Origin of the sequence: Rhizobium album, from assembly GCF_003122325.1 — a bacterium.
Taxonomy (GTDB): Bacteria; Pseudomonadota; Alphaproteobacteria; order Rhizobiales; family Rhizobiaceae; genus Metarhizobium; species Metarhizobium album.
Genome location: NZ_QFBC01000003.1, coordinates 327,805 through 340,080, shown reverse-complemented (window position 1 = coordinate 340,080; position 12,276 = coordinate 327,805). Strand labels below are relative to the sequence as shown.

Below are 12,276 nucleotides of genomic sequence, written 5' to 3'. Positions count from 1 at the left end.
ATGCGCAACACTGCTCCGGAAAAAATATGCTCAAGGTTTCCGTTTCCCCGGCGAACCCGCTGGTGTCCCTCCACAATGTCGGCGTGCGCCGCAACGGCCGCTGGCCGGTGCGTGGCGTCGAATTCTCCGTTTCGCCCGGCGAGATCGTCACCCTGATCGGCCCGAACGGTTCCGGCAAGTCGACCAGCGCCAAGGCGGCGATCGGCGTGCTGAAGCCGGACGAAGGCCATGTCGAGCGCAGGGCAGGGCTAAAGGTCGGCTACGTGCCGCAAAAGCTTGCCATCGACTGGACGCTGCCGCTCACCGTGCGCCGCCTGATGACGCTGACCGGCCCGTTGCCGGACCGGGAGATCGCGGCGGCGCTGGCCTCCGTCGGCATGAGCCATATGGCCGGCGCCGAAGTGCAGCACCTGTCCGGCGGCGAATTCCAGCGGGCGCTGCTGGCCCGTGCCATTGCCCGCAAGCCGGATCTGCTGGTGCTCGACGAACCGGTGCAGGGCGTCGATTTTTCCGGCGAGATCGCCCTCTACGACCTCATCAAGTCGATCCGCAACACGGCCGGATGCGGCATCCTGCTGATCTCGCACGATCTGCATGTGGTGATGGCCGAGACCGACACGGTGATCTGCCTCAACGGCCATGTCTGCTGCCGCGGCACGCCGCAGGCCGTCAGCCAGAGCCCGGAATACCGCCGGCTTTTTGGCGCGCGGGCGTCGGAGACGCTGGCGGTCTACAGCCACCATCACGATCATACCCATCTGCCGGACGGCCGCGTGCTGCATGAGGACGGTTCGGTGACCGACCATTGCCATCCCGACGACGGCCATCACGACCACGATCACCCTCATGCCGCCGACGAAGGCGGTCGTGACGCGCATCCGGCCGCCGATCATGAGCATGGGCCGGAATGCGGTTGCGGCCATCACCGCCGGCACCTGCATCACCCCCATCATCATCCGGCCGGGGAGGGTGCCCGTCGTGTTTGACGATTTCTTCGTTCGCGCCATCGTCGCCGGCGTCGGCCTGGCATTGACCACCGGCCCGCTCGGCTGCTTCATCATCTGGCGGCGCATGGCCTATTTCGGCGACACCATGGCGCATTCGGCGCTTCTCGGCGTGGCGCTGTCGCTGCTGTTCGATCTCAACCTCATCCTCAGCGTCTTCTTCGTCGCTGCCCTGGTCTCGATCATCCTGCTTCTGCTGCAGCGGCGCGGCGCACTGTCGGCGGATGCGCTGCTCGGCATTCTGTCGCATGCGACGCTGGCGATCGGCCTGGTGATGGTTGCCTTCATGACATGGGTGCGCATCGATCTCGTTGCTTTCCTGTTCGGCGATATTCTCGCCGTCACCACCGCCGATATCCAGCTCATCTGGGGCGGCGGCGTGCTGGTGCTGTTTGCCATCGTCTACCTCTGGCGGCCGTTGCTGGCCTCGACGGTCAATCCGGAGATTGCCGAGGCGGAAGGCCTGCAGCCGGAAAAGGCACGCCTCTATTTCATGCTGCTGATGGCGCTGGTGATTGCCATCGCCATGAAGATCGTCGGCATCATGCTGATCACCTCGCTGCTGATCATTCCTGCCGCGACCGCCCGCCGCTTTTCCTCGACGCCGGAAATCATGGCGGTGCTCGCCTCGCTGATCGGCGCGCTGGCGGTGGTCGGCGGTCTGTTCGGCTCGCTGCATTACGACACGCCGTCCGGTCCCTCGATCGTCGTCGCGGCGCTGCTTCTCTTCATTCTCAGCCTGTTGCCGATCGGTCGCAAGATCGAGGCGGGGGCCGGACATTCGCATGGAGGACATCACTGATGAACGCCCAGCAACTGACCAAGAACCAGGGTCTCGTCTTCGACGTGCTGTCGCGCGCCGACCAGCCGATGAGCGCCTACACGATCCTCGACAAGCTGCGCGACCATGGATTTCGCGCGCCCTTGCAGGTCTACCGGGCGCTGGAAAAACTGCTGGAATTCGGCATGGTGCACCGGCTGGAGAGCCTGAACGCCTTCGTTGCCTGCGCCCATCCGAACGACAATTGCTGCCGCCACGGCACCGTCGCCTTCGCGATCTGCAACAGCTGCGGCCATGTCGAGGAATTCCACGACCATGCCGTCGACGACAGGCTAGACGCCTTCGTCAAGTCCAAGCGCTTCAAGGCGGAAAAGACCACGATCGAAATCCGCGGCCTCTGCTCTGCCTGCGCCGCCTGACGCGCAGGTTTCGTCGCTCAGTTGGCCCGCTTTCCGAAGATCGCTTCGATCGAGGCAAAGGTCGATGGTCCGAAACGCCCGTCGATCGTGCCATTGTAGACGCCCGCATCCTTGAGACGCTGCTGCAGCTCCTTGCGGAATTCCACGGACCAGCCCGAGGCTTTTTCTTTCATCTCCTTGAGCGCCAGGTCATGGCCGAGACGCAAGGCATTTTCCATATGCAGGGCTGCCTGGCGGCGGTCCGGCGGCCCGGCCTTGTCTCCGTCCAGCAGGCCGGCGAGGTTCTTTTCCGCATATTCGCTGCGATTGCCGGCGGCCTTGCGATACCAGGCGACCGCTTCCTTGTAGTCCTGGCGGACGCCTTGCCCTTTTTCATGAAGCACGCCGATATTGTTCATCGCCTGCGCGCTGCCGAGATCGGCCGCCTTGACATACCACGTCATTGCTTCCTTATAGTCGCGCTTGACGCCGTTGGCCGTCTCATAGGCATAACCGAGGTTGGTCATGGCGGCGGCGTTGCCGCCATCCGCGGCCTTGCGATACCAGGCGATTGCTTCGCGCATATCCGCCTTCACCCCGTCACCGCTTTCGTACTTGTAACCGACGGAGTTCATTGCTGCGGCATTGCCGAGATCGGCTGACTTCCGGAACCAGTTCAATGCTTCCTTCGGGTCTTTCTCGACGCCTTCGCCATTGTCGTAGAGAATGCCGATGTTGCGCATCGCAAGCGTGTTTCCGAGATCGGCCGCTTTCCTGTATTCGGTCATGGCCTCGACAAAATTGCCCGTGCTGTCGAGGGCGCGTCCGTATTGATAGAAGAAACGTTTTTCCGTCGGATAGGCGGCGCGTGCCGCCTTGCAGGCTTCAACGGCGCGCGGGCCGTCAAGGGCATCGAAATCGATACCCTTGATGGAGGCGAGCTTGAACGGATCGTTCGTCGCCGCGGCCAGGTGGTCGCAATCGTTTTCCTCCGTGCCGCGGCTTGCCGCTTCCAGCGTCGCGATTTCCTGCCGTGCCAGCGACGCGAAGGCGCAGGAGCCGAACAGTCTTACGTGCTCCTCGAACAGCGCCTTGTTGTTGCGGGACTTGATTTCCGTCCAGTGCGCCGTTGCATCGCGGCAGGGATCGACGGAGACATCGCCCTTGGCGGCCGGCGCGACGGTTGCCGAAAGCGGACCGAGCATCACGGTCTCGAACAGGGAGCCGGTCTTGAACGGCCTCTGCTTGCCGCCGGTCGCTTCGAAAACATCCTTGGCGACGGCGCGGAGCGCGGTTTCCACCTCGACGCCCGGCTCGACCAGATGGCGGACGAGGGCCGAGGCATAGGGGCTGTTTTCTCCGTCGCCGTCCAGCGCCACGTCGCCGGGCGCGGTGGCATAACCGACGAGCAGGTTGCTCTCGGCCGTCTCGACGCGTGCAAGCCCGCGGCTCGGAATGCCCTTGGTCGCCAGCCGTTTCATCGCCGTGAGGAAAGGATTGTCGCGGCAGGCGTCCAGCAGCACCAGTTTCAGCGTCTTCACGCCATCCAGCGCCACCAGCAGATCCTCTAGGGCGATTGCCTCGTATTTCACGTCCCGGTCGGAGGCGAGCTTGACGTCTATCGGCAGGAGGTAGTTCGTACCGCTGATTTCCATGCCATGACCGGAATAATAGATCAGGCCGACATCAGCGCCGCGGGCCTTTTCCTCGAAGCCGGCAAGCGCTGCCGACATCGCCGAGCGACCGACATTGGTGATAACGGTAACGTCGAAATCCGCACCGGTCAGCATCGCGCCGATCGCCGCGATATCATTCGGCGGATTGCGCAGTTCGGTGGCTGGCGCGGAATAGGTGGCGTTGCCGATCAGCAGCGCCACCTTGCGTTCGGCATGCGCCGAATGAAAGAAAAGCAAGGCAAACAAGAACAAGGCGGCACGAAACAGCATCGCGAATCCCCCGGGGTCGCTGGTGGTTCATTTCCTGCCGGCGGCCTCCCGCCGTCCGTCCCAGCATGATGCAACAAGTCTGGCGGGGCCGAAAGGCCTCCCGGGCTTCCGGACCGGCATTTTCCTGCTGCCTGTTCCCCAGGTTTCAGGCGTCGTCGAGCGGCCTGAGATCGCGTGCGAAGCGCTGCCAGTTGGCGACATAGCTCTCCGCCGACCGGCGCAGGCCCTCCACGGCCTTGTCGTCGAGCGTGCGGATGGCCTTGGCCGGAGCGCCGACGATCAGCGAGTTGTCGGGAAATTCCTTGCCTTCCGTCACCAGCGCATTGGCGCCGACCAGGCAGTTTTTGCCGATCCGGGCGCCGTTCAGCACCGTGGCGCCCATGCCGATCAGGGAATTGTCGCCGATGGTGCAGCCGTGGATGATGGCGTGGTGGCCGATGGTGCAGCCCTTGCCGATGGTGGCGGGAAAGCCGGGATCGACATGGATCATCACGCCTTCCTGGACGTTGGAGCCTTCGCCGATGGTGATCGGTTCGTTGTCGCCGCGCAGCACGGCGCCGAACCAGATGCCGACATCGCCGCCGAGGATCACCTGGCCGATGACATGCGCATCCGGCGCGATCCAGAAGCGGCCGGGGCCGGGCGTCTGCGGCAGCAGGTCGGCAAGTGCGTAAAGGGGCATGGGCGGTTCTCCTTCAGGCGACCGACAGCGACAGGCGGGCGATGCCGTCGATGCCGCACACGACGGTGTCGCCGCGCCGCACCGGGCCGACGCCCGATGGCGTGCCGGTCATGATCACGTCGCCGGCGGCGAGCGTGACGAGTTTCGACAGTTCGGCGATGATTTCCGGCACCTTCCAGATCATCTGGTTGAGGTCGCCGGTCTGGGCGCGGCTGCCGTTGACGTCGAGCCAGACGGCGCCCTGCGAGGGATGGCCGATGCGGGCTGCCGGCACCAGCGGCGAGGTGGGGGCGGAATGTTCGAAAGCCTTGGCGGCGGTCCATGGCCGGCCGTCCTTCTTGGCAAGCGCCTGCAGGTCGCGGCGGGTGAAATCGATGCCGACCGCATAAGCGTAGACGCAATCGAGCGCGCTCCCGGCAGCGATCTCGCTGCCGCCGGACTGGAGCGCCACGACGCATTCCACTTCGTGATGCACATCCTCCGTCAGCGGCGGGTAGGGAAAGACGCCGTCGGCGAGAAGCAGGTTCTCCGGATTTTTCTGGAAGAAGAACGGCGGCTCGCGATCGGGATCTCCGCCCATTTCGATGGCATGCGCCGCATAATTACGGCCGACGCAATAGACGCGGCGGACGGGGAAGGCGTCGGTCGAACCGTCGACCGGAAGAAGGACGGGGGACGGCGCGGCGAAAACGGTGGAACGGTCGGCGGACATGAAGGCTCACAAACGAAAGGTCGAATCCTGCCGCGCAGCCTAGCACCTTTTCCGCCGGTTGTGGAAACTGGCCTTGCGGCGGATTTTGGTGTATGGGGCGGCCAACAAAAGGTTTTTGCCCATGTATGCCGATGCTCTCAGGAACGGCCGGAAGATCTTCGCGGTTGCGCCGATGATCGACTGGACCGATACTCATTGTCGCTATTTCCACCGGGTGCTTACCCGCCATGCGCTGCTATACACCGAGATGGTGGTGGCGGATGCGATCATTCATGGGCCGCGGGATCGCCTGCTCGGGCATGATGTCTCCGAACATCCGGTCGCCCTGCAGTTGGGCGGGTCGGACACCGGCAAGCTTGTCGAGGCGGTGCGGATTTCGGCGGATTATCGCTATGACGAAATCAACCTCAATGTCGGCTGTCCCTCCGACCGGGTGCAGTCCGGCACCTTCGGCGCCTGCCTGATGCGCGAACCGCAGACGGTGGAAGCCTGCGTTGCGGCGATGAAGCGGGTCACGACGCTGCCGGTGACGGTAAAATGCCGCATCGGCGTCGACGACCAGGAGCCGGAAGCGGTGCTGCCGGATTTCCTGCGGCGGATGATCGGTGCGGGTGCGGACGCCATCTGGATCCATGCGCGCAAAGCCTGGCTGCAGGGATTGTCGCCGAAGGAAAACCGGGAGGTTCCGCCGCTCGACTATCCGCTCGTCTACCGGATGAAGCGGGAGAACCCGGACGTTTTTCTCGGCATCAACGGCGGCATTGCCGATCTCGATGCGGCGGCGATGCATCTGGAGCACATGGACGGCGTGATGCTGGGCCGGGCCGCCTACCAGCATGCGGCGCTGCTGGCGGATGTCGACCGTCGTTTCTACGATGCGCCGGCCCGGGCGGCGGACTGGGACGGTGTGCGCGACACGATGATGGCTTATGCTGCGCGGCACATGGCCGCTGGCGGCAAGCTGCACCACGTCACCCGCCATATGGTCGGCCTGTTCCAGGGGCTTGCCGGGGCGCGGCGTTTCCGCCAGATCCTGTCCACCGATGCCAACCGGCCGGGAGCAGGGCCGGAGGTAATCGCCGCTGCTTTTGCCGCCGTTGAGCTCGATACCGGGCGCGATGTGCGGAGTGCCTGATGCCGGCCCGTTCTGCACACAGGCAAGTCAGGTCTTCCTGAACCGGAGCGTCGCGCCCTGCACACGCTGAGCGTGCCTCAAACAGAAACGGCGCCCCGAGGAGCGCCGTCCGGACCCGACGTGAGCCGGATCAAATCTCGTATCGCGGCAGGATTAGTCAGCCGTGATGTTGACGGCCTTCGGGCCCTTGCCCATGCGATCCGGCTCGGTGTCGAACGTGACCTGCTGGCCATCACGCAGGGTCTGGATGCCAGATGCCTGCAGGGCGGAGATGTGGACGAATACGTCCTTTGCGCCGCCTTCCGGGGTGATGAAGCCGAAGCCCTTGTCCTGGTTGAAGAATTTTACGGTGCCTTTGGTGGCCATGATGAAGGTTCCTTCCCTCTTCAGTTAGATTGCCCGGGTGTTCTTTGCCCAGGCGGTGTACCCTGCCGCGTTGCCGCAGAAGGTCAGTCGAGTCGTCACGGTCGGGGAAAGAACGTCTACGCGCCCGTCATTCCGGGCAGCCGGCGGACACATGGGACCTGCCGACATCTACAAATCTGTCCAGTCTCCGGGATGTTAGTGCCCGAACGGCCACATGACTGCCAGCAAATGTTGTAAAAAGCAAGATACAAAGCGTCTTGGAAGGCATTTTACGGTTTCCGTGCCAGCCGTCGCCTGTCGGCATTGCCGCCGGCAGGCGGGCGAGGCTTCGGCAAACCACAGATTTTTTCGACGCTTGCCATCCGCCCTGTGAATTCCTGCACTTAGCCGAGAAAACTCCTGTGGAAATCGCCGGCGCCGAAACCGGCTGCTGCCACGGAAAAGCCTGGCCCACCACAATTTCGTCGCGACTGCTGCCAATGATGGCGGCGAATGCCTGGTGCTTCGGGGCTTGAAGCCGGCGGAACGCGGGAGTAGGTCTCAAGGTGCGGGCAGGTGACGGAAGAAGGACGGATGGCGTGATCGATCCCTATGAAGTGCTCGGAGTTGGACGGGATGCCGACGATCAGACGATCAAGCTTGCCTGGCGCAAGACGGCAAAACACGCCCATCCCGATTCCGGCGGCGACGTCGAGCATTTCGGCCGGCTGCAGCTTGCCTACGATCTGCTGCGCGATCCCGTGCGCCGCAAGGTCTACGACGACACCGGCTATGATCCGCAACTGGCCGATGCCAAGGATCTGGAAGGCGCGCTGATGCTGGAGATGCTGGTCAACGACTTCATCCTCGACGAGCGTGAACCGGGCAGTTACGATCCCGTCGCCGCCATGCGGCGAAAGCTGTCCGACGATATCGTCAAGAGCCGCTTCCATATTCTGGAGTTGGAGCGCCACCGCTCACGCGTGCGAAAACATGTCGACCGGCTGGGCCGGCGTCCGGGCAACGACGTGCTGGGCTCGATGCTGCGCGCCCGCAGCCAGTCGATCGCCGATGCCATCCGCAAGGCGGAGGCGCAGATCGAAACGATCGAGCACGCCTATGCCATGCTCGAGGGATACTCTTATGAACTGGAAGGTGGCGAACTGCCGATGATGCCGAAGGCGGCGGAATAGGTTCCGGCTGTCCTGACGGGCTGCAACCGGCAAGGCCAGTCACGTCTTCCGGCGGCGGTTTTTACGCCGCGTGTCGGATCGGCGGCGTGCTCAGGCGGTGATGGATATGATCGATGTCGCCGCGAACATACAGAGCAACCGGCTTGCCGCCAGCGCCGGTCACCGCCAGCGCGATGATCGTAACGTCCTCTTCGAATACGGCAATATAGGCTACGTGCGCAGGATTGACGTAAACGGGCTGATTGTGCGTGTTCTTGAAATCGATCAGCGCCATGTAACTCTCCTTCTCCTGGCTGGCAGCCTTGGCAATAGCATGGAGGAGGTTGAGAGAGATTTAAAAGCCCATGTATAAGAAGTCGCGGATAGATAAAGGTTATGTGTTCGACAGCCTTTTCTGACGACGAAGGCGATGCCTGCGCCGGCTTCGAGCGGGGTTTGCCAGGGCGGGGTTCCTCGCCAGCCGCCCCCTTGCTTGTGCCGCGCCTACTGCCCGCCCGCGAAAATCGCCCCCAGGCTCCACGGGTACTCGCCATCCTGCTTGGCGATGTCATCGACCTTCCAGCCGCCGCCCTGTTTCACCAGCGTGTAGTGGAGCTTGACCGGCTCGAAATTGATGAACTCGACTTCGACCTCGGCGGAATTGTCGAGGATCAGCGGCTGGCCGATCTTGAGGTCGCTCGGCTGTCCGTCCTGGCCGGCGATGACCGGGTCGAAATCGAGAGCGCCGATCTCGCCTTCCGGGGTCTTGTCGCGGTCGGCCTTGATCAGGCCGTTGAGGTGGTCGGAGAAGAAGCCCGAATAAAGCGACGGCGCATCGGGATCGCCGTCCTCGCTGTGCAGGCTGAAGGCGTAGAGGGCTTTCAGCAGCGCCTGCGGCGTCTTGTAGGTTTCGGCGGCGGCGGGCAGGGCATGGGCTGCCGCCAGCAGCAGGCCGACGGCGAGGGTGGCAAGGCGCATGCGAAAATCTCCCGTATGGCTTCTTGGCCCGCAATGAGGGCGGACGGTCATGGACAGGCAGCGACGCCGCCAGGGCGACGACTGCGGCCGGCATCATGGGCTTCGGCGCGGCGGCGATCAAGTGTCGCCCGTCACCGTCCCGGCCGGCCCGTCTTGCCCTTCGTCCGCCCCTTGCGTTTCTGCTCGGCCGGATCTTCGTAGGAGCCGGCGCCGACCTTGCCGCGAACGACGGGACGAACGTCGTCCGCCGATCCTCGGGATGTCGTTTCTGGCTGGCCTTCCATCAGCGGCGAAAAGCGTTTTTTCGTCCCCACCGCTTCCGCCGGCTTTTCCGGCGTCCGGCCGACAACAGGTTTTTCGGTGCGGCCGACGGTCATCTCGTCCAGCGTGTTGCGGCGGAACAGCGACTTACCGGCGGGATCGGTGGTGTCGCGGCCCATCTCGTCGAGGTCCGGCTTGCGGAAAAGCGGCGTTGCCGTGTCGGTGCCCGGTCCCATGTCGTCGAGCGAGGGTTTCTGGAACAGGGATTTTGGTGCCGCGTCGGCAGTCTTGGCCGTGCGGGCGAGGCTCGATGACTTGCCGTCGCCACGCTCCTGCGCGCGCGCTTCGTCGCGGGCGAGCGGGTCGTCCATGACGGCGAGTTCGGCGGCCTTGAGGCGTTTGATCTCGTCGCGCAGCCGGGCGGCCTTTTCGAAGTCGAGATCGGCAGCCGCGTCGCGCATGGCTTTTTCCAGCGCGTTGAGATGGGCCTGCAGATTGTTGCCGACAAGGTTGCCGCCATCGGCGAAACCCTTGCCGGAAGCCCCGGAAATGTCGGCGCGGACGTGATCGCGCTCGTAGACGGAATCGAGGATGTCGGAGATCCGCGCCTTCACCGATTCCGGGGTTATGCCGTGCTCGGCATTGTAGGCCATCTGCTTTTCGCGGCGGCGGGTGGTTTCTTCCATCGCCCGCTTCATCGAGCCGGTGATATTGTCTGCATAAAGGATGACCTTGCCATCGACGTTACGCGCGGCGCGGCCGATGGTCTGGACCAGCGAGGTCTCTGAACGCAGGAAACCTTCCTTGTCGGCGTCGAGAATGGCGACAAAACCGCATTCGGGAATGTCGAGGCCCTCGCGCAGCAGGTTGATGCCGACCAGCACGTCGAAAGCGCCGAGGCGCAGGTCGCGGATTATCTCGATGCGCTCCAGCGTGTCGATGTCGGAGTGCATGTAGCGGACGCGGATGCCCTGTTCGTGCAGATATTCGGTCAGGTCTTCGGCCATGCGTTTGGTCAGCACGGTGACGAGGGTGCGGTACCCCTTTGCACTGGTCTCGCGGATCTCGCCGAGCACGTCGTCGACCTGGCTGCGGGCGGAGCGCACTTCCACCGGCGGATCGATGAGGCCGGTTGGGCGGATGACCTGTTCGGCGAAGACGCCGCCGGACTGTTCCATCTCCCAGTTGCCGGGGGTTGCCGAGACGGCGATGGTGTCCGGGCGCATCGCGTCCCACTCCTCGAAGCGCAGCGGCCGGTTGTCCATGCAGGAGGGCAGGCGGAAGCCGTATTCGGCCAGCGTCGCCTTTCGCCGGAAGTCGCCCCGGTACATGCCGCCGATCTGCGGCACGGTGACGTGGCTTTCGTCGATGAACACCAGGGCGTTGTCGGGGATGTATTCGAACAGCGTCGGCGGCGGATCGCCGGGATCGCGGCCGGTGAGGTAACGCGAATAGTTCTCGATGCCGGCGCAGGAGCCGGTGGCTTCGAGCATTTCCAGATCGTAGCGGGTGCGTTGCTCCAGGCGCTGTGCCTCCAGCAGGCGGCCGGCCTGCTCCAGTTCCGCCAGCCGGTGCTTCAGCTCTTCCTTGATTGCCTTGATGGCGCCGTTCAGGGTCGGGCGCGGCGTGACGTAGTGCGAGTTGGCGTAGATCTTCACCGATTTCAGGTCGCCGGTCTTCTGGCCGGTGAGCGGGTCGAACTCGGTGATCGCATCGATCTCGTCACCGAACATGCTGATGCGCCAGGCGGCATCCTCCAGGTGGGCCGGGAAGATTTCGATGGTATCGCCGCGGACGCGGAACGAGCCGCGGGTAAAATCCATGTCGCGGCGTTTGTATTGCTGGGCGACGAGGTCGGCGAGCAGCTGGCGCTGGTCGAGCCGGTCGCCGACCGACATCTGGAAGGTCATCGCCGTATAGGTCTCGACCGAACCGATACCGTAGATGCAGGAGACCGAGGCGACGATGATGCAGTCGTCGCGTTCGAGCAGCGAGCGCGTCGCCGAGTGGCGCATGCGGTCGATCTGCTCGTTGATGGAGCTTTCCTTCTCGATATAGGTGTCGGAGCGCGGCACGTAGGCTTCCGGCTGGTAATAATCGTAGTAGGAGACGAAATATTCCACCGCATTGTCGGGGAAGAAGTTCTTGAATTCGGAATAGAGCTGGGCGGCGAGCGTCTTGTTCGGCGCCAGGATGACGGCGGGACGCTGGGTCTCCTCGATTACCTTGGCCATGGTGAAGGTCTTGCCCGAGCCTGTGACGCCGAGCAGCACCTGGCTGCGCTCGCCGTTGCCGAGGCCTTCGACCAGGTCGCGGATCGCCGTCGGCTGGTCGCCGGCCGGCTGGTATTCGGAATTCATGCGGATCTCGATGCCGCCTTCCGACTTGTCCGGCCGGGCCGGGCGGTGCGGCGTCCAGATCTTGCCGTTCTTGTGCAGCGGATTGCCGCTCTCGATCAGTTTCGACAGCGCCTCCACTGTCGCGGTGACGGCGCCGGGCGCCAGCGCGCCGGCATCCTCCAGCGATATGTCGAGGCCGGCGACCGGGTTGAGGCCTGCACGGGCACGCGTTTGCGGGTCGGAGGAGGCGCCTATGGAAACACCGCGCGACGTCTTGGTGGCCGTGGCGTTCTTATCGGCACCCTTGGAGGCGGCGATCTCCACCTTCTTGCGATGTTTGCCGGCCTTGGAGGCGATTTCGCGCTGCGTCTCGACGCCCGATGCCTCCGCCTCGGCTTCGAGTTGCTTCACCCAGTCGGCAACCGAGCCGGAGAGGGGAGCGCCTTCGAAAGACGCCTGCGGGGCTTCCTCGAAACCGGGGTTCGAGGCGGCGGATTTTTTCGGTGACTTGGCCATGGGCGGA

General features: G+C 64.0%; 12 protein-coding genes. 5 read left to right on the top strand and 7 right to left on the bottom strand.

What is annotated here, in order from left to right:
• Positions 1 to 26 precede the first annotated feature (26 nt).
• The 3 genes from DEM27_RS09875 to DEM27_RS09865 are packed head-to-tail and all read left to right on the top strand — an operon-like array spanning position 27 to position 2,204.
• Positions 27 to 986 carry an ATP-binding cassette domain-containing protein gene (locus DEM27_RS09875; protein ID WP_109458043.1) on the top strand — a complete coding sequence of 320 codons (960 nt, stop codon included), beginning with the start codon at positions 27 to 29 and terminating at the stop codon, positions 984 to 986.
• Positions 979 to 1,806 (top strand): zinc ABC transporter permease subunit ZnuB, encoded by an 828-nt coding sequence (znuB, locus tag DEM27_RS09870; RefSeq protein ID WP_109458042.1) that lies wholly within the window; start codon positions 979 to 981, stop codon positions 1,804 to 1,806. Before DEM27_RS09875 ends, znuB begins: the two co-directional genes overlap by 8 nt.
• Positions 1,806 to 2,204: a Fur family transcriptional regulator gene (locus DEM27_RS09865; RefSeq protein ID WP_109458041.1), complete on the top strand. Its 399-nt coding sequence runs from the start codon at positions 1,806 to 1,808 to the stop codon at positions 2,202 to 2,204. Before znuB ends, DEM27_RS09865 begins: the two co-directional genes overlap by 1 nt.
• Positions 2,205 to 2,221: 17 nt before the next feature.
• Here DEM27_RS09865 and DEM27_RS09860 read toward each other — a convergent pair whose 3' ends face one another.
• From DEM27_RS09860 to DEM27_RS09850, 3 genes are all read right to left on the bottom strand, one after another.
• A complete protein-coding gene (locus DEM27_RS09860) occupies positions 2,222 to 4,129 on the bottom strand; it encodes a caspase family protein (protein WP_109458040.1) in 1,908 nt (635 codons plus the stop codon).
• A gap of 145 nt (positions 4,130 to 4,274) precedes the next feature.
• Complete coding sequence (locus DEM27_RS09855) at positions 4,275 to 4,811, bottom strand: gamma carbonic anhydrase family protein (protein WP_109458039.1); 537 nt, start codon at positions 4,809 to 4,811, stop codon at positions 4,275 to 4,277.
• Between the two features lie 13 nt (positions 4,812 to 4,824).
• The gene (locus tag DEM27_RS09850) at positions 4,825 to 5,523 is read right to left on the bottom strand and encodes a fumarylacetoacetate hydrolase family protein (protein WP_109458038.1); all 699 of its coding nucleotides are present in this window, start codon (positions 5,521 to 5,523) and stop codon (positions 4,825 to 4,827) included.
• A gap of 121 nt (positions 5,524 to 5,644) precedes the next feature.
• On the opposite strand from DEM27_RS09850, the gene dusA reads away from it, so the two are divergent.
• Positions 5,645 to 6,658 (top strand): tRNA dihydrouridine(20/20a) synthase DusA, encoded by a 1,014-nt coding sequence (gene dusA, locus DEM27_RS09845; RefSeq protein ID WP_109458037.1) that lies wholly within the window; start codon positions 5,645 to 5,647, stop codon positions 6,656 to 6,658.
• Between the two features lie 153 nt (positions 6,659 to 6,811).
• Here dusA and DEM27_RS09840 read toward each other — a convergent pair whose 3' ends face one another.
• Positions 6,812 to 7,024: a cold-shock protein gene (locus DEM27_RS09840; protein ID WP_109458036.1), complete on the bottom strand. Its 213-nt coding sequence runs from the start codon at positions 7,022 to 7,024 to the stop codon at positions 6,812 to 6,814.
• A gap of 578 nt (positions 7,025 to 7,602) precedes the next feature.
• Here DEM27_RS09840 and DEM27_RS09835 point away from each other — a divergent pair.
• Positions 7,603 to 8,196 (top strand): J domain-containing protein, encoded by a 594-nt coding sequence (locus DEM27_RS09835; protein WP_109458035.1) that lies wholly within the window; start codon positions 7,603 to 7,605, stop codon positions 8,194 to 8,196.
• Positions 8,197 to 8,257: 61 nt separating this feature from the next.
• On the opposite strand, the gene DEM27_RS09830 is transcribed toward DEM27_RS09835, so the two are convergent.
• The 3 genes from DEM27_RS09830 to uvrB all read right to left on the bottom strand — a co-directional run bounded on the left by DEM27_RS09830 (position 8,258) and on the right by uvrB (position 12,269).
• Positions 8,258 to 8,470 (bottom strand): hypothetical protein, encoded by a 213-nt coding sequence (locus DEM27_RS09830; protein WP_109458034.1) that lies wholly within the window; start codon positions 8,468 to 8,470, stop codon positions 8,258 to 8,260.
• A gap of 209 nt (positions 8,471 to 8,679) precedes the next feature.
• Complete coding sequence (locus DEM27_RS09825; RefSeq protein WP_109458033.1) at positions 8,680 to 9,153, bottom strand: YqhG/Tai3 family protein; 474 nt, start codon at positions 9,151 to 9,153, stop codon at positions 8,680 to 8,682.
• Positions 9,154 to 9,284: 131 nt separating this feature from the next.
• Entirely contained in the window at positions 9,285 to 12,269 is a 2,985-nt protein-coding gene (gene uvrB, locus DEM27_RS09820; RefSeq protein ID WP_109458032.1) for an excinuclease ABC subunit UvrB, read from the bottom strand.
• Positions 12,270 to 12,276: the final 7 nt, after the last annotated feature.

Coding starts and splice junctions, on each gene's coding strand:
- DEM27_RS09855 (WP_109458039.1), bottom strand. CDS start 4,811: ATGCCCCTTTACGCACTTGCCGACCTGCTGCCGCAGACGCCCGGCCCC.
- DEM27_RS09875 (WP_109458043.1), top strand. CDS start 27: ATGCTCAAGGTTTCCGTTTCCCCGGCGAACCCGCTGGTGTCCCTCCAC.
- DEM27_RS09825 (WP_109458033.1), bottom strand. CDS start 9,153: ATGCGCCTTGCCACCCTCGCCGTCGGCCTGCTGCTGGCGGCAGCCCAT.
- DEM27_RS09830 (WP_109458034.1), bottom strand. CDS start 8,470: ATGGCGCTGATCGATTTCAAGAACACGCACAATCAGCCCGTTTACGTC.
- DEM27_RS09840 (WP_109458036.1), bottom strand. CDS start 7,024: ATGGCCACCAAAGGCACCGTAAAATTCTTCAACCAGGACAAGGGCTTC.
- uvrB (WP_109458032.1), bottom strand. CDS start 12,269: ATGGCCAAGTCACCGAAAAAATCCGCCGCCTCGAACCCCGGTTTCGAG.
- DEM27_RS09865 (WP_109458041.1), top strand. CDS start 1,806: ATGAACGCCCAGCAACTGACCAAGAACCAGGGTCTCGTCTTCGACGTG.
- DEM27_RS09860 (WP_109458040.1), bottom strand. CDS start 4,129: ATGCTGTTTCGTGCCGCCTTGTTCTTGTTTGCCTTGCTTTTCTTTCAT.
- DEM27_RS09850 (WP_109458038.1), bottom strand. CDS start 5,523: ATGTCCGCCGACCGTTCCACCGTTTTCGCCGCGCCGTCCCCCGTCCTT.
- dusA (WP_109458037.1), top strand. CDS start 5,645: ATGTATGCCGATGCTCTCAGGAACGGCCGGAAGATCTTCGCGGTTGCG.